This window comes from Microbacterium sp. MMO-56, from assembly GCF_037146215.1.
Taxonomy (GTDB): domain Bacteria; phylum Actinomycetota; class Actinomycetes; order Actinomycetales; family Microbacteriaceae; genus Microbacterium.
This window is the reverse complement of record NZ_JBBCVW010000005.1, coordinates 93,609-110,760: the sequence shown is the minus strand read 5'-3', so window position 1 is coordinate 110,760 and position 17,152 is coordinate 93,609. Positions and strand designations below refer to the sequence as shown.

Here is a 17,152-nt window from a genome sequence, read left to right as displayed (position 1 = left end):
ATCTGGAGGATCCATGGCGATCGAATTCCGCTCCGTCACGAAGCGATTCGCCGACGGCACCGTCGCCGTGGACGACTTCAGCCTCGTGCTGCCCGCGCACCGGACCACGGTCTTCGTGGGGTCGTCCGGGTGCGGCAAGACGACTCTCCTCCGGATGATCAACCGGCTCATCGAGCCGACGAGCGGCGAGATCCTGATCGACGATGCGCCGATCCGCGACCGCGATCCGGTCCAGCTGCGCCGGGGCATCGGCTACGTGCTGCAGAACGCGGGGCTCCTCCCCCATTTCTCGGTGCTCGACAACGTCGCGACCGTGCCGGTGCTGCAGGGCACCCCGAAGCGGCAGGCGCGCGAGCGCGCGCTGGAGCTGCTCGACATCGTCGGGCTCGACCGCGCGCTGGCCGACCGCTACCCGCGTCAGCTGTCCGGCGGGCAGCAGCAGCGCGTCGGCGTCGCCCGCGGTCTCGCCGCCGACCCCAACATCCTGCTCATGGACGAGCCCTTCGGCGCGGTCGACCCGATCGTGCGCAGCGAGCTGCAGACCGAGACCCGCCGACTGCAGCGCGACCTCGAGAAGACGGTCGTGTTCGTCACCCACGACATCGACGAGGCGTTCCTGCTCGGCGACCAGGTCGTCATCCTCGAGAAGGGCGCGCACATCGCCCAGGTCGGCACGCCCGACGAGATCATCGAGAACCCGGCGAGCGAGTTCGTCGCCGAGTTCGTGGGGGTCGAGCGCGGCGCCCGCGCCCTCCGCCGCAAGCGCACCGAGCGGGGAGTCGTGCTCGTGGACGCGGCCGGGCGCACGCAGGGCGTGCTCGTCGAGGACGCGGCGGAGACGACCGCCCGGGATCTGTCGGGAGAGAGCCGGACGTGAACTGGGTCGTCGACAACCTCGACCTCATCGGCGAGCTCACGGTCGCGCATCTGCGCCAGAGCATCATCCCGATCGTGCTCGGATTCCTCATCGCGATCCCCGTCGGCTGGCTCGCGTGGCGGTACACGTCCTTGCGCGGACCCGTGCTGACGACGATCGGGCTGCTCTACACCGTGCCCTCCCTGGGCCTGTTCGCCCTTCTCGCCGCGCTCGGGGTCCCGTACCTGTCGGAGACGAACCTGATCGTGGCGCTGACCATCTACGGGGTCGCGATCATGACGCGCTCGGTCACCGACGGGCTCGACTCCGTCGACGCGGCGACCCGCAGCGCCGCGATCGCCGTCGGCTACGGACCGTGGCGCCGCTTCTGGACCGTCGACCTCCCCCTGTCGGGCCCCGTGCTGCTCGCCGGGCTCCGCGTCACGGCGACCTCGACGATCTCGCTCGCCACGGTCGGCATCCTGATCGGCGTGCAGAACCTCGGCTACCTGTTCACCAACGGCTTCCAGCGGCGCATCGTGCCCGAGATCCTCGCGGGCGTCGTCGCCGTCGTCGTCATCGCGCTCGTGATCTACCTCCTCCTGGTCGTCGCGGGGCGCGTCCTGATGCCGTGGATGCCGCGCCGCTCCCTGACCCGCCGCGAACGCGCCGCCGCGCGCGCCCGGCTCGCGGAGGGCGCCGCATGAACGTCTTCGCGGAGGCCCTCGCCTGGATCTTCTCCCCCGACCGGCTGGCCGGGTCGCTGCCGCTGTCGGCCGCGATCGGCCAGCACCTCGCCTTCACGTTCGGGTCGGTGGCGATCGCCGCGATCATCGCGATCCCGGTGGGGTGGCTCATCGGGCACACGGGGCGCGGCCGCGAGATCGCGGTCGCGCTGTCGGGCGCGGCACGCGCGCTGCCGTCGCTGGGGCTCGTCGTGCTCCTCGTCCTCGTCCTCGGAGTGACCCTCAAGACCGAGGCGGCCGTCGTGTCGTTCGTGCTCCTGGCGATCCCCTCGATCCTCGCGGGCGCCTATGCCGGGTTCGAGGCGATCGATCGCACCGTGATCGACGCCGGTCGCGCCGTGGGGATGACGCCGTGGCAGATCCTCTGGAAGATCGAGGTGCCCCTCGGCCTGCCGCTGCTCATCGGCGGGCTGCGCTCGGCGACCCTGCAGGTGGTGGCGACGGTCACCATCGCCGCGTACGTCGGGCTCGGCGGTGTCGGATACTTCATCATCCAGGGCATCCAGATCCGCAGCTTCCCGCAGATCCTCGGATCGTCCCTCGTCGTGGTCGTCCTCGCCCTCCTGCTCGACGGCGTGTTCGCGCTCGTCCAGCGGCTCGTCGTCCCCCGGGGCGTCGCCGGGCGCGCCGCCCGTCGATCCGCCGTCCCGACCGCGCCCGCCGCGGCGTCCTGATCCCTCCCTCTTCCGCACCGCACAGCACCCTCAGAAAGGCACACCATGTCCCGCATCCGCACCCGCATCGCCGCCGCCCTCGGGGCCGCGACCGTCGCCGCCCTCGCCCTCGCCGGCTGCTCCTCCTCCGACCCGCTCACGGGCGGAGGCGGCGCATCGGAGACCCCGGCGTCGGGCACGATCGTCATCGGCTCGCAGGCCTACTACTCGAACGAGATCATCGCCGAGATCTACGCCCAGGCCCTCGAGGGCGCCGGCTTCACCGTGGACCGCCAGTTCACGATCGGCCAGCGCGACGCCTACATCCCGCAGCTGGAGAGCGGCGCGATCCAGCTGTTCCCCGAGTACACCGGCAACCTGCTGCAGTTCTTCGACAAGGACACGACGGCGACGACCTCGGACGACGTCTACGCCGCGCTCAAGAAGGCGCTGCCGGAGGGCCTCACGGTCCTCGACCAGTCCCCCGCGACCGACCAGGACTCGTACAACGTCACGGCGGCGTTCGCGAAGGAGCACAACCTGAAGAGCATCGCCGACCTGGCCGCCGTCCCGAACCTGACGCTGGGCGGTGCGCCCGAGCTCGAGGAGCGTCCCTACGGGCCGAAGGGCCTCAAGGACAAGTACGGCGTCGACGTGAGCTTCAAGGGCACCGCCGACACGACCGTCGACGAGCTCGTCGCGGGCGGCATCCAGATCGCGAACGTCTACAGCGCCGACCCGCGCATCCAGACGGACGACCTGGTGACCCTCACCGACCCGAAGGGGCTGTTCCTGGCATCCCACGTCGTCCCGGTCGTCAGCACGTCCGTCTCGGGTGAGATCGCCGACGTCATCAACAAGGTGAGCGCGGCCCTGACGCCGGAGGGTCTCGTCGCCCTCAACGTGCAGTCCACGGTCGACCAGAAGTCCTCGAAGGACATCGCCGCGCAGTGGCTGAAGGAGAACAACCTCAGCTGACGCACGGGAGAGGGCCCCGGCATCCTCGCGGACGCCGGGGCCCTTTCGCGTTCCCCCGGGCCCGTCGCCCCGCGCGCGGTCGCGCCCCCGCCCCCGCCCGGGGTTCCGCCCCGGGTTCCGCCCGGGTTCCCCGTCGGGTTCCGCGTCGGGTTCCGCCCCGGGTTCCGCGTCGGGTTCCGCCCCGGGTTCGGCCCCGCGACACCTGCCGAGTGTCCACCACACGCGGTCGCCACACCCCCGCGCGCCGCGCGTCGTGGACACTCGCCCCCCGGACTGGCCGCCCGCGCCCCCGTCCCGCGCCCCGCCCCGCGCGCGTGGTCGCCCTCTCGCCCCGGGTTCGGCCCCGCGACATCCGCCGAGTGTCCACCACACGCGGTCACCGCACCCCCGCGCGCCGCGCGTTGTGGACACTCGGCAGGTGGGGACGGGGGCGCGGGGCGAGGCGCGGGGGGCGGGGGGCTAGAAGGCGTGGAGGTCGGCGCGCAGGCCGGCGCCGGTGTACTCGCGGCGCAGGATGCCCCGACGACGGAGCACGGGCACGAGCTCGTCGAGCGTGCGGTGGACCGTCACGGGGTGCAGATCCCCCCACAGCAGGACGCCGTCGTTGCCCCACTCGCCGAGCTCCTCGACGAGGTCGGCGAACTCTTCCGCCGTCCCGACGAACCCGGAGCGATCCGAGATGCGACCGAGCCGAGCGAGGGCCGTCAGGTGGGCGCGCAGCGGCGTGGCCGAGACGTCGCGGTCGCCGGTGAGACGTCGCAGCGACCCCTGCGACACATGCTCGCCGAACAGCGCGGCCGGCAGCGGCGCATCCAGCTCGAGCGCGGTGAGGTCGGTCTCGAGATCGCTCGACTGACGCTGCGCGATCGTGCGGAGCACCTCGTCGGTCGGCGACGCGGATGCCGCCACGAGACGGTCCGCCTCCTCCGGCGACGAGACGATCACCGGCTGGATCGCGAACATGATGCGGATGTCCGACGGCGCGCGACCGCGATCGACGGCGGCTGCGTGGATGCGGGCCCGGTACTCGCGCACGCTCTTCTCGTTCAGCGGAGCGAGGGCGAGCTGGATGTCGGAGTTCGCCCCGGCGAACGCCAGGCCGCGGCCCGAACCCCCGGGCGAGGCGACGACGGGCGCGCCCCGCTCGAAGGGGATCGCATTGAGGGGACCGTCGAACGCGTAGTGCTCGCCCCGGTGACGCACCGCGTCCAGACGCGTGCCGTCGGCGTACACGCCGGATGCCGGATCCCGCACGAGCGCGCCGTCACCCCACGAGCCCCACAGCTCGCGCAGGGACCCGAGCCATTCCTCGGCCCGGTCGTAGGCGGCGTCGTGCCCGAGCGGCGGCGCGGCGGAGAAGTGCCGGGCGCTGCCCGTGTCGGTGACGACGTTGAGCCCCAGCCGGTCGCCGCTCAGGTGCTGCAGTGTCGCGAACTGCCGCGCCGCCGTGTACGGCAGGTACGCGGCGGGATTGACCGTCGGGATCACCCCGAGGTGACTCGTCGCCTGGAACAGGTACGGCGCCAACAGCAGGGGGTCGTGCTTGGGCCCGCCGAACGCGTGACGCACGCGGAGGTCGATCGTCTCGGACGAGCCGAGCGACGGGGCATCCTCGATCAGGACGAAGTCGAACCCCGCGCGCTCGAGTTCGCGGGCGGACTGCTGGTACAGGTCGGGACGCGTCCAGTCGTAGTCCCAGTCGAGATACGGATGCCCCCACCCGTGCGGGCCGAACCCGCGCGCGAGGAACCAGCCGAAGTGCTGCGGACGCGCCGAGCCCGCGCTCACGCGACCACCGCGACGTCGACGGATGCCGCCACCGCGAGTGCGCGAGCGAGGTCGTCGATAAGGTCGTCGGCGTCCTCGATGCCGATCGAGACGCGGAGGGTGCCGTCGAAGACGCCGACCGCCGCGCGCTCCTCGGCGCTGAGCGTCGCGTGCGAGGTCGACGCCGGATGCAGGACCAGGGAGCGCACGTCGCCGAGGTGCGTCATGTGGGTGAAGACGTCGAGCGCCTCGACGAGCCGCCGGGCGGCAGCGGCGCCGCCGCGGACCGTGAAGCTGAACACGGAGCCGTACCCGTCCGGCAGCTGCTGCGCCGCCAGCGCATGGTCACGGTGCGCGGGCAGGCCCGCGTAGTCGACGGCGGCGATCTCGGGACGGCCGTCCAGCCACTGCGCGACGGCGAGCGCGTTCGCGCTCTGCCGCTCGACCCGCAGGCTCAGCGTCTCGATGCCCTGTCCGATGAGGAAGGCGTTGAGCGGCGACGGCGTGGGCCCGAACCGAGGGGCGACGCTCTCGCGGGCGTACGCGATCCGCGCGTCGCCGCCCACCCGATCGGCGATGCTCGCCCCGACGCGACCGGGGGCCACGAGGTGCGGGAAGATTGCTCCGGAGCGCGCGGCGTCGAAGCGGCCGCTGTCGACGATCGCGCCCCCGAGGACGCTGCCGTGGCCGGCGAGGAACTTGCTCGCGGAATGGACGACGACGTCGGCGCCGTGCTCGAGGGGACGCACGAGGTAGGGCGTGGCGAACGTGTTGTCGACGATCAGCGGGATGCCGTGGCGGTGGGCGACCTCGGAGATCGCCGCGATGTCGATGAGGCGATTCGCGGCGTTGGAGATCGACTCGGCGAACAGCGCGCGGGTCTCCGGGCGGATCGCCGCCTCCCAGGCATCCGGATCGTCGATGTCGTCGACGAAGCTCGACGCGATCCCGAGTCGCGTCAGGTTGTCGCGGAACAGCCCGCGCGTGCCTTCGTAGATGTGCGTGGACGACACGATGTGCTGGCCGGCCTCGAGGAGGGCGAGGATCGCGACGGTCGTCGCCGCCTGGCCGCTCGCGAGGAGCAGCGCCTGGGATCCGCCCTCGAGCGCGGCGAGGGTATGCTCGACGCTCTCGACCGTGGGGTTGCCGATGCGCGTGTACGCGTAGCCCTGGCCCTCGCCGAAATGGGCGGCCGCGCTCTCGTACTCGTCGAACTCGAACCCCGCGGTCAGGTAGATGGGCGTCGCTCGCGCGGTGGGCGCCGCCCCCGGCGCGCGCTCGTGCACCTGCCGTGTCGTGAATCCGCGCCTGGCCATCGTCCGTCCCTCCCGCGAGCGCGCCGTCCCGCGCGTCACCGGACCCATCGTCGCGGTGGGCGCCCGATCGGCGCCAATCACGTGTCGCCGTGTGACGGGCGCGCTCAGCGGGCGCGGACGACGGGCACGCCGAGCCACTCGCCGAGGTCGTCGATCTCGGCATCCACCATCTCGCGCTCTTCGGGGTCGAGGTCGACCAGCTCGTGCACGGCGGTGACGACGAGGTTCTCCTTCTTCTTGTCGAGCTCGGCGTCGAGCAGGCCCACGAAGCGGTCGCCGACGAGGATCGGATGCGCGAAGTAGCCGTACCGGCGCTGCGCCTTCGGCTTGAACTGCTCGAGGACGAACGTGAAGTCGAACAGCTCGCTCAGGCGCGGACGGTCGAAGATCATCCCGTCGTAGGGGTTGAGGACGGCGACACGGCCGCCCGGATCGTCGTCCAGGGCGGCGAGCGCCGCGGGATCGACGCGCCAGGTCCACGCCGACCCTTCGACGCGCGCGGGCTCCCCCGCCGCACCGACGGGGGTCCAGGGCGATCGATGGCGGGCGATCCCCGCCGCCTGGAGGCGACGCTCGTCGAGGATCGCGCCGGCCTCGTCGTGGTCGAGCACGGGAACGCCGGCGTATGCGCGCTCTCCGAGCTCCCACACCCGCTGACGGCCCTGGCGCGCGACGATCGCCGCCTCGCCGGTGATCGCCAGCAGATCGAGCATCCGAGGCACCTGGTTCGACCCGTACCAGCCGCTCTCGTCGCCGTGGGCGACCTGGCTGGTGTCGGGGATCTGCGCGGCGAGCATCGGCCCCTCCGCGCGCAGGCGGGCCAGGACATCCCGCCGGAACGCGGCGTTGGCCTCCAGCCAGCCCGCCGCCCGGGCGCGGAAGACATAGCCGCGCATCCGGGCCAGCGTCGCCGGGAGCAGGGACGCCGCGCGGAAGTGCCCGTCGAACTCGAAGAGCTGCCGGTCGTCCTCGACCGCCTTCGTCAGCTGACCCGGCTCGTACCCCCACCCGATGCGGGCCCACGGGACGGCCTGTTCGGCGGGGGCGATGGTGGCGGTGGGGTCGATCTTGATCGCGCCGAGCTGCTCGGCGACCTCGACGACATCGCCCGGGCGATCCGCGTCGAGCAGCTGTGCGCGGACCGCGATCCGGCGCGCCTGTTCGCGGGTGAGCTCGTGCATGCCCGCGACCCTACCCATCCCCACCCCCAGCGCGGTCCCACCGGCGCAGCGCACGCTCCGCCAGGAAGGTCAGCCAGCGAGACGGCTCCCCCGGCGGGACGTCGTGCTCCACCCAGGTGTCGCCGCCGAAGCGCGCCTCCTGGCGCCAGCGTCCGTCCGCCCCGCGGCGCGCCCGCAGCCGCTCCACGGCCTCGCGCGCGCGGTCGTCGGGCGGTGTCCCGTCGACCTCGGCGGCCTCGGTCAGGTGATCGACCGCCTTGAGCAGGGTGAACGGGGCCCGATACGGCCACACGACCAGGTCGGCCCACGCTCCCACCCGCTCGCCGGTCGAGGCGCGGTAGCGCAGGCGGCGCTCGAGCAGGTATTCCTCGCCGCGGTGACGCGCCTCGCGCACGGAGGCGTCGCCGGTCATCCGTTCGTAGGCGAGCAGCCCGCGCACCGCGTTGATCGTCGAGTGGAACGACGACCGCACCGATCCCTCCACCCACTCGCAGTTCCACCCTCCGTCGGCCAGCGCGTGGTCGGGGAACCACGCGGCGAGGTCGGTGACGTCGGCGCCGAGCCAGGCACCGTTGGCGAGCGTCATCGCGTTGATGCAGACGTCGACCTCGCCGCCCCAGTACGGCAGGTCGTCGTACTCCCAGCGGGAGTGGGCACCGAGCAGGTCGGCGGTCCCGGCGAGGGCCCCCGCCTCGAGGCCGCCCTCGCGCAGCATCGTGAGAGTCCAGGTGGTCGCCGTGTACGGCTGCTCACCCGGAGCCGGGTGGTGTGTCATCCCCGCGGGGAAGAAGGCACCCCCGGCCCATTGGCCGTCGGCGTCCTGGTGCGACAGGAGTGCGGCGCCGTGGCCCTCGGTGGCGATCCGACCACGCGTGGCCCGCCACACACGCGCCGGCTCGCCCGCCAGATCCCGCTCGACCTGCCATCGCAGCATCGGGTCGGAATCGCGCAGCCACGCGAGGACGGCGTCGTCGGTCATCGCCCCGGGCCGGGCCCCACCGCCCCGACGCCGGCCGGATCGCGCACCGGCAGCAGGTCGCTGTCGACGGCGCGTCGGTCGTCGAACACGACGCAGTCTCCGCGGTAGTGCGCCTGGCCGGCCTCGGCGAACCAGCCGAGGATGCCCCCATCGAGCTGCCAGGCGTCGATGCCCTCGTCACGGAGGACGAGCGCCGCCTTCTCGCAGCGGATGCCGCCGGTGCAGTAGCTCACGACGGTCTTGCCGACCAGGGCGTCGCGGTGTCGCGCCGCGGCATCCGGGAATTGGGTGAACCTGTCGATGCCCCAGTCGACGGCGTTCTCGAATCCGCCCTCGTCGATCTCGAAGGCGTTGCGCGTGTCCAGGAGCACGACCTCGCGGCCCGCGTCGTCGTGTCCCTGGTCGAGCCAGCGCCGGAGCGTGGCGGGGTCGACCGCCGGTGCCCGGCCCCGGCCCGGAGCGATCGCGGGACGATCCATCCGGATGATCTCGGCTTTCAGCTTGACGAGCATCTTGCCGAACGGCTGCGTCGCCGACCAGGTCTCGCGGGTGCGCAGCGCGGCGAATCGGGGGTCGGCACGGAGGGCGTCGACGAAGCCGCGGACCGCGTGCCCGTCACCGGCGAGGAACAGGTTGATGCCCTCCTCGGCGAGGATGACCGTTCCGCGCAGCCCCGCGTCGAGAGCGCGCCCGCGCAGCACCGGACGCAGCTGCGCGGCATCCGGCAGGTGCGTGAACAGGTACGCCGAGACGTTCAGGACGGAGAGAGGTCGGGCGTCGGACACCGCCCCAGCCTAGGCCGCGGCGCCGACAGCGGGCATCCTCACATGTCCGCGGGCGTCCACTCCGAGACCTCGTCGAGCTCGGCGACCTCGTCGGCGGTGAGATCGACCCGGCCGCCGTCCAGGAGCGCCTCGACCTGGTCCAGACGCGAGGCGGACGCGATGGGTGCTGCCACGGTCGGCTTCGCCCGCAGCCAGGCGAGGGCGGTCGCGGCGACCGAGACGTCGTGGGCCTCGCCGATCCGCTCGAGCACCTGGATGATCTGCAGGCCCTGCGGGGTGGCGTACGAGGCCGCCGCCTCCGCCCGCGGGCTGTCGTGCCCCGCGACGTCCGTCGAGCGATACTTGCCCGTCAGGAACCCCTTCGCGAGCGCGAAGTACGGCACCAGCGAGAGACCGAACTCCTCGGCGACGGGGACGATGTCGTCCTCGGTCTCCCGGTGGACGAGGTTGTAGTGCGGCTGGATCGCCACCGGCTCGGCGACCCCGAGGTCACGGGCGATCCGCACCCACTCACGGATGCGGTCGGCGGAGTAGTTCGAGACGGCCGTGTAGCGCACGAGGCCGTCCGCGACGAGGCGGCCGAAGGCGGCGACGGTCTCTTCGAGGGGCGTCTCGGCATCGTCGAAGTGCGCGTAGTACAGATCGATTCGGTCGACGCCGAGCCGATGCAGGGATGCCTCGGCCGCGGCGCGCACGTTCGCGGCGGACAGCCCCCTGTACTGCGGGTGCTGGCTCACCTTGGTGGCGACGGTGACGCCCTCGGGCTTGCGGCTGGCCAACCACTCCCCGATGATCGTCTCGCTCTCGCCGCCGGTGTGCCCCGGCGCCCACGCGCTGTAGGAGTCGGCCGTGTCGATGAAGTCGCCGCCGCCGGCGCGGAACGCGTCGAGGACCGCGAAGGACGTGTCGCGGTCGGCCGTCCAGCCGAACACGTTGCCGCCGAGGGCCAGGGGGAAGACGTCGAGATCACTGCTGCCGATGCGGGTCATACTGCGATCCAACCACCCCACCCCGCCCCTTGTTCCGCGCGCCTCCCGCCGCCCGCGCCCGCCGCGCCCGCGAGAAACCACATCGCGCTCGAGAAACCACGCCCCTGAGTGTTTCTCGCGACGGTGGTGGTTTCTCGGCGGCGAGGGAGGGGCGCAGCGGCGTGGGGGACGCGTAGGGTGGCGGGGTGAGTATCGGGAACGGCCCCCGACGTGCGGGCCAGAGGGAGGTCGTCGGCGGATCCTTCGCCGACGAGAGGTGATCGCGCCCCGGCGCCGTGAGCCGCGTCATCGACGCGCCCGGCGCCGATCGTCGTCCCCGACTTTCCCCCGCGGATGCGCCGTGGCCCGATGCCGGGCCACGTCCTGACCCTCGGCCGCCGCGCGCGGCCGGCGACGGCGCAGCATCCGCCTCTCTCCTCATGAAAGGCCTGCCCATGCTTCCCCTCACCGAGGCGCAGATCCGTGCGTCCCTCATCAACGTCACCCAGTCCGAACGCCGCAACCTGACGCTCCCCGCCGACCCCGCCGACGTCACGTGGGAGGCGATCGACTTCTACGGCGTACGGGATCGCAAGCTCGCCCTCGTCGGCTACGTCGTCGCGGAGCTCGACGGCGTCGCGACCGGCCTCCTGCTGCGTCAGGCGGAGTCGCGGCCCCGCGGGCGCGCGCAGTGCTCCTGGTGCGCGGACATCCACCTCCCCAACGACGTGCTGCTGTTCACGGCGAAGCGCGTCGGCGATGCGGGGCGGCGGGGTGACACCGTCGGGACGCTGGTGTGCGACCGCTTCCAGTGCAACCTCAACGCGCGCAAGCGTCCGCCGGTGGCCTACGCCGGGTTCGATGCGGATGCGGCGCGGGATGCCCGTGTCGCGGCCATGCGCGAGAACGTCACCGCCTTCGTCCGCGCCGTCCGCGACGGCCGCTGACGCGCCCGTCCGCGCCTCGAGACCCCGTCGGCCCGTCGAGACCCCGTCCGCGCGTCGAGACCCCGGGCGACACCCGCGGTCTCGACGCCGCGACGCGGTCTCGACGGCAGGGGGCGCGACGCGGCGGGCGGGGGCGACGCGGCGGGCGACCCGGATGCATGCGGCGGAATGGATCGGGGAGGCGTAGCGTTGGCACCACCATGGAACGCTTCGGAACCCTCTCCTTCGGCCACTACGGGCCTCTCGGCGGCGGACGCGAGCTGACGGCCGGCGACATGCTCCACCAGGCGATCGATCTCGCCCAGGGGATGGATGACCTCGGCGCGAACGGCTTCTACGTCCGCGTTCACCACTTCGCGCGGCAGCAGGCCTCCCCCATGCCGCTGCTCGCGGCGGTCGCGGCGAAGACCGACCGCATCGAGATGGGCACCGGCGTCATCGACATGCGCTACGAGAACCCGCTCTACCTCGCCGAGGAGGCGGCCGCCGTCGACCTCATCTCGGACGGGCGACTCGCCCTGGGCGTGAGCCGGGGGTCACCCGAGACGGTCGTCCGCGGCTACGAGGCCTTCGGCTACACCGGCGCCCAGGACCCGCGCGGCGCCGACCTCGCCCGCGAGCACATGGAGGCCTTCCTCCGCGCGATCGACGGTGAGGGCATCGCCGAGCGCGACGCGAACTCCCCGTTCGGCGGCGGATCGGGCCTGCAGCGGATCGAGCCGCACTCCCCCGGCCTGCGCTCCCGCGTCTGGTGGGGCGCAGGATCGCGCGACACCGCGGAATGGGCCGGACGCATGGGCCTCAACCTCATGTCCTCGACGCTCGTGACCGAGGCGGACGGCCGCCCGTTCGACATCCTCCAGGCCGAGCAGATCGACCGGTTCCGCGCGGCGTGGGACGAGGCCGGCCACCCGGGCACCCCGCGCGTCTCGGTGAGCCGCTCGGTCTTCCCCATCACGACCGCCGAGGACGAGCTGTACTTCGGCCACTCGAACGAGGGCGACGGCATCGGCTACATCGACGGCTTCCGCTCGACGTTCGGCAAGACCTACGCCGCCGCGCCGGACGTCCTCGTCGAGCAGCTGAAGCAGGATGCCGCGGTGATGTCGGCGGACACCCTGATGCTCACCATCCCGAGCCAGCTCGGCGTGGCGTTCAACCTCCACGTGGTCGAGTCCTTCGCACAGCATGTGGCCCCCGCCCTCGGCTGGAAGAGCACGCTCGCCTGAGCCGGCGCGGACTCGCCGCCCCGGCGCTCACCCCGGGGCGGTGAGTCCCAGGACCGGCGCGATCGCGGCGAACCCCTGCGAGAGGCCCACCTTCAGGGCATCCCCGGTGTGCCCCGCGCCCGGCACGTCGTAGCGGACGACGTTCATGCCGACAGCGCGTGCGGCGGCCGCGAGCTCGTCGGCGTGGCCGATGTAGGCGGCGTCCTCGGCGCCCGCGGTGAACACGGCCGTCATCCCGCGGTACGTCCCGGGAGCCGCCGCCGCGAGGATGTTGACGGGCTTGGATGCCTCGAACGCGGCCGCGTCGCCGCCGTACACGGTCTTGGTGATCTTCTCCACCTGCTCGGAACCGCCGTACGGCTCACCGGAGACGTCGAGGATGTTCTTCCACAGCTGTGGGTCCAGCGCGCCGAACGTGATGGCGCACCCTCCGCCGTTGGAGTACCCCGCGATCGTCCAGTACGCCGGGTCCTGGATGACGTGCAGGTTCTGCGTCGCCCAGGCGACGACGTCCACCGTGATGTAGGTACGTGCCTTGCCGTAGGCGCTCGAGTCGGCGCAGGCGGTGTCGTTGACGTCCTTGCCGAGCTGGTCGGCGACGACCACGATCGGCGCAAGCCCCCGATGCTGGGCGGCGAAGGCATCCATGACGTCGCTGATCACGGTGGCGTCGGGGCCTCCCGGATGGCCCATCATCATGATCACCAACGGCAGGGCGGGGGCGTCCTTCACGAGCGCCGCGGGGGGCAGGTAGATGCCCGCGGGCCGCGCGGGGAAGCCGGAGACGGTGGCCGGGATGGCCTGACTGCCGCGCTCGCCCACCGCGGGCATCCCCGCCGGCGGCGTCCACGACTGATACAGCGGCGTCGCCGGGGCACCCGTGGCGCCCGAGCCCCGATCGGGCAGGTCGATCGTCGAGAACGGCACACCGAACAGGCTCCCGAGGGTGGGGTTGAGCCCGAATCGCATGTTCACCCCGACGACTCCGGCGACGGCGAAGACGACGACGCCGATCAGGGCGACCACCCGCCGCCACGTGCGGGCGCCCACGAGCCCGCCGAGGGCGAGGCCGATGGCCGCGAACGCCGCGGCGCTCCAGTGCCAGACGAAGGGCGGGACGACGTCGCCGAAGACCTTCGTGGCGTTCACCACGCGGTACGCCGCGTAGCCGATGAGGGCACCGGCGAGCGCCGCGCCGAGAGCCCACAGCAGCGGCCGCAGCCGCCAACGGCGCACCACGAGCACCGCGAGCAGGGCCGCTGCGAGCGCGAACACCACGACCGGCACCGGGCCGTCCGTGATCGGCAGCCGCCACAGATCCATGGGCCCGACTATAGGGCGCGCTCTCCGTGATCCCGCTGATAGAGCGGCGGAGCGGCCCCATTCCCCCGGGCCGGAAGAAAGCCGCGACCCGCGGGGGTGGCGGCGAGCGCCAATCCCGTGAATAATATGTGGCATGACCACAGGTCGCCCCGCGGGGTACAGCGCCATTTCCAACTACTCACGTGTCGAGATCCTGCATCTCGTACAGGAGCGCCCCGAGCGCACCGTCGCGGAGCTCGTCGATGCCACCTCGCTGCATCCGAACACCGTGCGCGAGCACCTGCAGCGGCTCATGGACGACGGCTACGTCGTCTCGGTGACGGAGCACCGCACCACTCGCGGCCGCCCCCGCGTGCTCTACAGCGCCACCGACGGGGTCACCGCGTTCAGCTCCGTGCAGCGCAACAAGGCGCGCGCCGCCGCAGAGCGGGGCGATCTCATGCGGCGGGTGCTGCCCGGCGAGACCCCCGAGCTCGGCACCGCCGCGCTCCACCAGATCGACGCGCTCGTGGAGGACCTCGTGGACGCGGGGTTCGACCCGTACGTCGACGAGAAGGAGCTGACCGTCGAGCTGACCCCGTGCGCACAGGCATCCGCGCAGGCCGATCACCGCGAGGTGCTGTGCAGCGTGCACCTCGGCATCATGCAGAGCGTGCTGAGCTCGGCCGGCGGCCCGCTCGCCGTCGACGAGATGCGCCCCTCCTGCGACCCCCGGGAGTGCGTCGTCCAGCTCATGCTCGCCACGCAATCGGCCTGATCCGAGACCGCTCGAGGGCCCGCGCGAGCCTCGCGCTTTATTCACGGCCCGCTGCGGAAACGCCTGAGAAGGCGCTGTGTACCTTCAGTCATGAGGAAGACGGGCCCGGTCGGGCCATCGAGAGAGGACCACGATGGACTTCCTAGACCCCCTGCTGCTCGCGCGCTGGCAATTCGGCCTGACGACGCTGTACCACTTCATCTTCGTCCCCCTGACCCTGGGGATGTCCCTGTTCGTCGCGATCTTCCAGACGATGTGGTTCCGGACCGCGAACGTGAAGTGGCTGCACCTGACGCGCTTCTTCGGCAAGATCTTCCTGATCAACTTCGCGATGGGCATCGTCACCGGCATCGTGCAGGAGTTCCAGTTCGGCATGAACTGGTCGAGCTACAGCCGCTTCGTCGGTGACGTCTTCGGGGCGCCGCTCGCCTTCGAGGGCCTGATGGCCTTCTTCTTCGAGGCGACTTTCATCGGGCTCTGGATCTTCGGCTGGAACAAGCTGCCGCGCGGCATCCACCTCGCGACGATCTGGATGACCGTCATCGGCACCTGGCTGTCGGCCTACTTCATCCTCGCCGCCAACGCGTTCATGCAGAACCCCCGGGGCTACCAGATGTCCACCGAGGGCCACCGGGCGGAGATGGCCGACTTCGGCGCCGTCCTCACCAATCCCGTCGCGCTGACCCAGTTCCCGCACACGATCTCGTCGGCGCTCATGTTTGCGGCCGGGGTCATGATCGCGGCCTCCGCGTGGCACCTGGCCCGGGGGCAGAACCTCGAGACGATGCGCACCTCGCTGCGGTTCGGCCTGTGGGCCATGATCGTCGGTTTCGCGGCGACGGCCCTGTCAGGCGATCAGCTGGGCCTCGTCATGGTCCAGACGCAGCCGATGAAGATGGCCGCCGCCGAGGCGATGTTCAACTCCGCGTGCGGGGCGGATGCCTCGTTCTCGATCTTCTCGATCGGCACGCCGGACGGGACCGGTGAGATCTGGTCGCTGCGCGTCCCCTACGCGCTGGCCTTCCTGTCGACGCACGACTTCAACGGCTGCGTCGAGGGCATCAACGACCTCAACCACCTCTACACGACGCAGATGTTCCCGCAGTTCGCCGACCAGGTGGACGGCAACTTCGCGCCGATCCTGTGGGTCACCTACTGGGCCTTCCGCTGGATGATGGGCTTCGGCATCCTCGCCACCGCGATCGCGGTCGTGGGCCTCTGGGTCACGCGCAAGAACGCCAAGCGTCCCGTCGCGGGCTGGATGTGGAGGATCGCGATCTGGCAGGCGCCGCTCGCCCTCTTCGGCATCCTCGTCGGCTGGATCTTCACTGAGATGGGCCGCCAGCCCTGGATCGTGTTCGGGCTCATGCTCACCCAGGACGGCGTCTCGCCGAACGTGCCCGGCTGGACGGTGCTGGTCTCCCTCATCGCCTTCACGCTGATCTACGCGATCCTCGCGGTCGTGGAGTTCGGGCTGATCGTCAAGACGGTCAAGGAGGGCCCCGCGCCCCTGCCGAAGCCCGGCGACCCCGACCCGAACGAACTGTCCGTCGAAGACACCCCGTCGACGGTCTACTAGGAGCTGACAGACATGGATCTCGCCTACCTCTGGTTCTTCATCGTCGGAGTGCTGTTCGTCGGCTACTTCGTCCTCGACGGGTTCGACTTCGGTGTCGGTATGTCCCTGCCCTTCCTCGGCAAGGACGAGGTCTCGCGGCGGCAGGTCATCAACACGATCGGCCCCGTCTGGGACCTCAACGAGACCTGGGTCATCGTCGCGGGGGCCTGCCTGTTCGCGGCCTTCCCGGAGTGGTACGCGACGCTCTTCAGCGGGTTCTACCTGCCGCTGCTGATCATCCTGCTCGCCCTCATCGTCCGCGGCGTCTCGTTCGAGTACCGCCACCAGCGCGACGACCTGCGGTGGAAGCGCCGCTTCGACGGGATGATCACGATCGGATCGTTCCTGCCCGCGCTCCTCTGGGGCGTCGCGGTCGGCAACATCGTGCAGGGCGTCCCGATCGACGCGGACAAGAACTTCACCGGCACGCTGTTCACGCTGCTGAACCCCTACGGCCTCTGGGTCGGCATCACGACGATGCTCCTGTTCTGGCTGCACGGCGTGCACTTCATCGGGCTGAAGACCGACGGTCAGGTCCACCACGACGCGCAGGCTCTCGGCAAGAAGCTGGCGATCCCGACGGTCGTGTTCGCCGCCGGCACCGTGGTCTGGACGATCTTCCTCGCCGCGGGGCGTGATGCTCCGCTCCTGTGGGCGGTCGTCGCGTGCGGCATCATCGCCGCCGTCGCGCTCCTGGCATCCGTCGCCGCGAACTGGATCGATCGCGACGGGTGGGCGTTCGCCGCCGGCGCCGCGACGATCGTGTTCGCGGTGCTGACCCTCTGGCTCGCGCTCTTCCCGTACGTCATGCCGTCCTCGACCGACGATGCGTACAGCCTCACGATCGCGAACGCGTCGAGCACGCAGATGACCCTCGAGATCATGAGCTGGGCCGCGCTGATCTTCCTCCCGCTGGTGCTCGCCTACCAGGGCTGGACCTACTGGGTGTTCCGCAAGCGCGTCATGCGCACGACGATCGAGAAGGCCGAGCTCGCCGGAGCCCACTGACCCCGCCCCGCGTCGACGAGAAACCACATCCGCGACGAGAA

16 protein-coding genes are annotated in these 17,152 nt (G+C 71.5%); 9 read left to right on the top strand and 7 right to left on the bottom strand.

Translation table 11 applies throughout. The features are described from left to right. Positions 1-13 precede the first annotated feature (13 nt). The 4 genes from WFI00_RS06465 to WFI00_RS06450 are packed head-to-tail and all read left to right on the top strand — an operon-like array spanning position 14 to position 3,233. Entirely contained in the window at positions 14-877 is an 864-nt protein-coding gene (locus WFI00_RS06465) for an ABC transporter ATP-binding protein (RefSeq protein ID WP_336631510.1), read from the top strand. Next, positions 874-1,563, top strand: coding sequence for an ABC transporter permease (locus tag WFI00_RS06460; RefSeq protein ID WP_336631509.1), 690 nt, complete (start codon positions 874-876; stop codon positions 1,561-1,563). The genes WFI00_RS06465 and WFI00_RS06460 overlap by 4 nt, the downstream gene beginning before the upstream one ends. Then, positions 1,560-2,276 (top strand): ABC transporter permease, encoded by a 717-nt coding sequence (locus tag WFI00_RS06455; RefSeq protein ID WP_336631508.1) that lies wholly within the window; start codon positions 1,560-1,562, stop codon positions 2,274-2,276. The genes WFI00_RS06460 and WFI00_RS06455 overlap by 4 nt, the downstream gene beginning before the upstream one ends. Before the next feature lie 45 nt (positions 2,277-2,321). Beyond that, positions 2,322-3,233: an ABC transporter substrate-binding protein gene (locus WFI00_RS06450; RefSeq protein WP_336631507.1), complete on the top strand. Its 912-nt coding sequence runs from the start codon at positions 2,322-2,324 to the stop codon at positions 3,231-3,233. A gap of 459 nt (positions 3,234-3,692) precedes the next feature. Here WFI00_RS06450 and WFI00_RS06445 read toward each other — a convergent pair whose 3' ends face one another. The 6 genes from WFI00_RS06445 to WFI00_RS06420 all read right to left on the bottom strand — a co-directional run bounded on the left by WFI00_RS06445 (position 3,693) and on the right by WFI00_RS06420 (position 10,250). Continuing rightward, positions 3,693-5,021 (bottom strand): LLM class flavin-dependent oxidoreductase, encoded by a 1,329-nt coding sequence (locus WFI00_RS06445; protein ID WP_336631506.1) that lies wholly within the window; start codon positions 5,019-5,021, stop codon positions 3,693-3,695. Next, positions 5,018-6,316 carry an O-acetylhomoserine aminocarboxypropyltransferase/cysteine synthase family protein gene (locus tag WFI00_RS06440; protein ID WP_336631505.1) on the bottom strand — a complete coding sequence of 433 codons (1,299 nt, stop codon included), beginning with the start codon at positions 6,314-6,316 and terminating at the stop codon, positions 5,018-5,020. The genes WFI00_RS06445 and WFI00_RS06440 overlap by 4 nt, the downstream gene beginning before the upstream one ends. Before the next feature lie 104 nt (positions 6,317-6,420). Then, positions 6,421-7,497 carry a DNA glycosylase AlkZ-like family protein gene (locus tag WFI00_RS06435; RefSeq protein ID WP_336631504.1) on the bottom strand — a complete coding sequence of 359 codons (1,077 nt, stop codon included), beginning with the start codon at positions 7,495-7,497 and terminating at the stop codon, positions 6,421-6,423. A 10-nt stretch (positions 7,498-7,507) separates the two neighbouring features. Beyond that, complete coding sequence (locus tag WFI00_RS06430; protein WP_336631503.1) at positions 7,508-8,476, bottom strand: squalene cyclase; 969 nt, start codon at positions 8,474-8,476, stop codon at positions 7,508-7,510. Further along, positions 8,473-9,261, bottom strand: a complete 789-nt coding sequence (locus tag WFI00_RS06425; protein ID WP_336631502.1) for a sulfurtransferase — start codon at positions 9,259-9,261, stop codon at positions 8,473-8,475. The genes WFI00_RS06430 and WFI00_RS06425 overlap by 4 nt, the downstream gene beginning before the upstream one ends. A gap of 38 nt (positions 9,262-9,299) precedes the next feature. After that, a complete protein-coding gene (locus tag WFI00_RS06420; protein WP_336631501.1) occupies positions 9,300-10,250 on the bottom strand; it encodes an aldo/keto reductase in 951 nt (316 codons plus the stop codon). A gap of 419 nt (positions 10,251-10,669) precedes the next feature. Here WFI00_RS06420 and WFI00_RS06415 point away from each other — a divergent pair, with 419 nt between their 5' ends. Continuing rightward, entirely contained in the window at positions 10,670-11,176 is a 507-nt protein-coding gene (locus WFI00_RS06415) for an FBP domain-containing protein (RefSeq protein WP_336631500.1), read from the top strand. 200 nt (positions 11,177-11,376) lie between these two features. Then, a complete protein-coding gene (locus WFI00_RS06410) occupies positions 11,377-12,405 on the top strand; it encodes an LLM class flavin-dependent oxidoreductase (RefSeq protein WP_336631499.1) in 1,029 nt (342 codons plus the stop codon). 27 nt (positions 12,406-12,432) lie between these two features. On the opposite strand, the gene WFI00_RS06405 is transcribed toward WFI00_RS06410, so the two are convergent. Then, positions 12,433-13,728: an alpha/beta hydrolase gene (locus WFI00_RS06405; RefSeq protein ID WP_336631498.1), complete on the bottom strand. Its 1,296-nt coding sequence runs from the start codon at positions 13,726-13,728 to the stop codon at positions 12,433-12,435. A gap of 133 nt (positions 13,729-13,861) precedes the next feature. On the opposite strand from WFI00_RS06405, the gene WFI00_RS06400 reads away from it, so the two are divergent. The 3 genes from WFI00_RS06400 to cydB all read left to right on the top strand — a co-directional run bounded on the left by WFI00_RS06400 (position 13,862) and on the right by cydB (position 17,111). Further along, the gene (locus WFI00_RS06400) at positions 13,862-14,485 is read left to right on the top strand and encodes a helix-turn-helix transcriptional regulator (protein WP_336631497.1); all 624 of its coding nucleotides are present in this window, start codon (positions 13,862-13,864) and stop codon (positions 14,483-14,485) included. Between the two features lie 133 nt (positions 14,486-14,618). Then, positions 14,619-16,064: a cytochrome ubiquinol oxidase subunit I gene (locus WFI00_RS06395; protein WP_336631496.1), complete on the top strand. Its 1,446-nt coding sequence runs from the start codon at positions 14,619-14,621 to the stop codon at positions 16,062-16,064. A 12-nt stretch (positions 16,065-16,076) separates the two neighbouring features. Next, the gene (gene cydB / locus WFI00_RS06390) at positions 16,077-17,111 is read left to right on the top strand and encodes a cytochrome d ubiquinol oxidase subunit II (RefSeq protein ID WP_336631495.1); all 1,035 of its coding nucleotides are present in this window, start codon (positions 16,077-16,079) and stop codon (positions 17,109-17,111) included. Positions 17,112-17,152 lie beyond the last annotated feature (41 nt).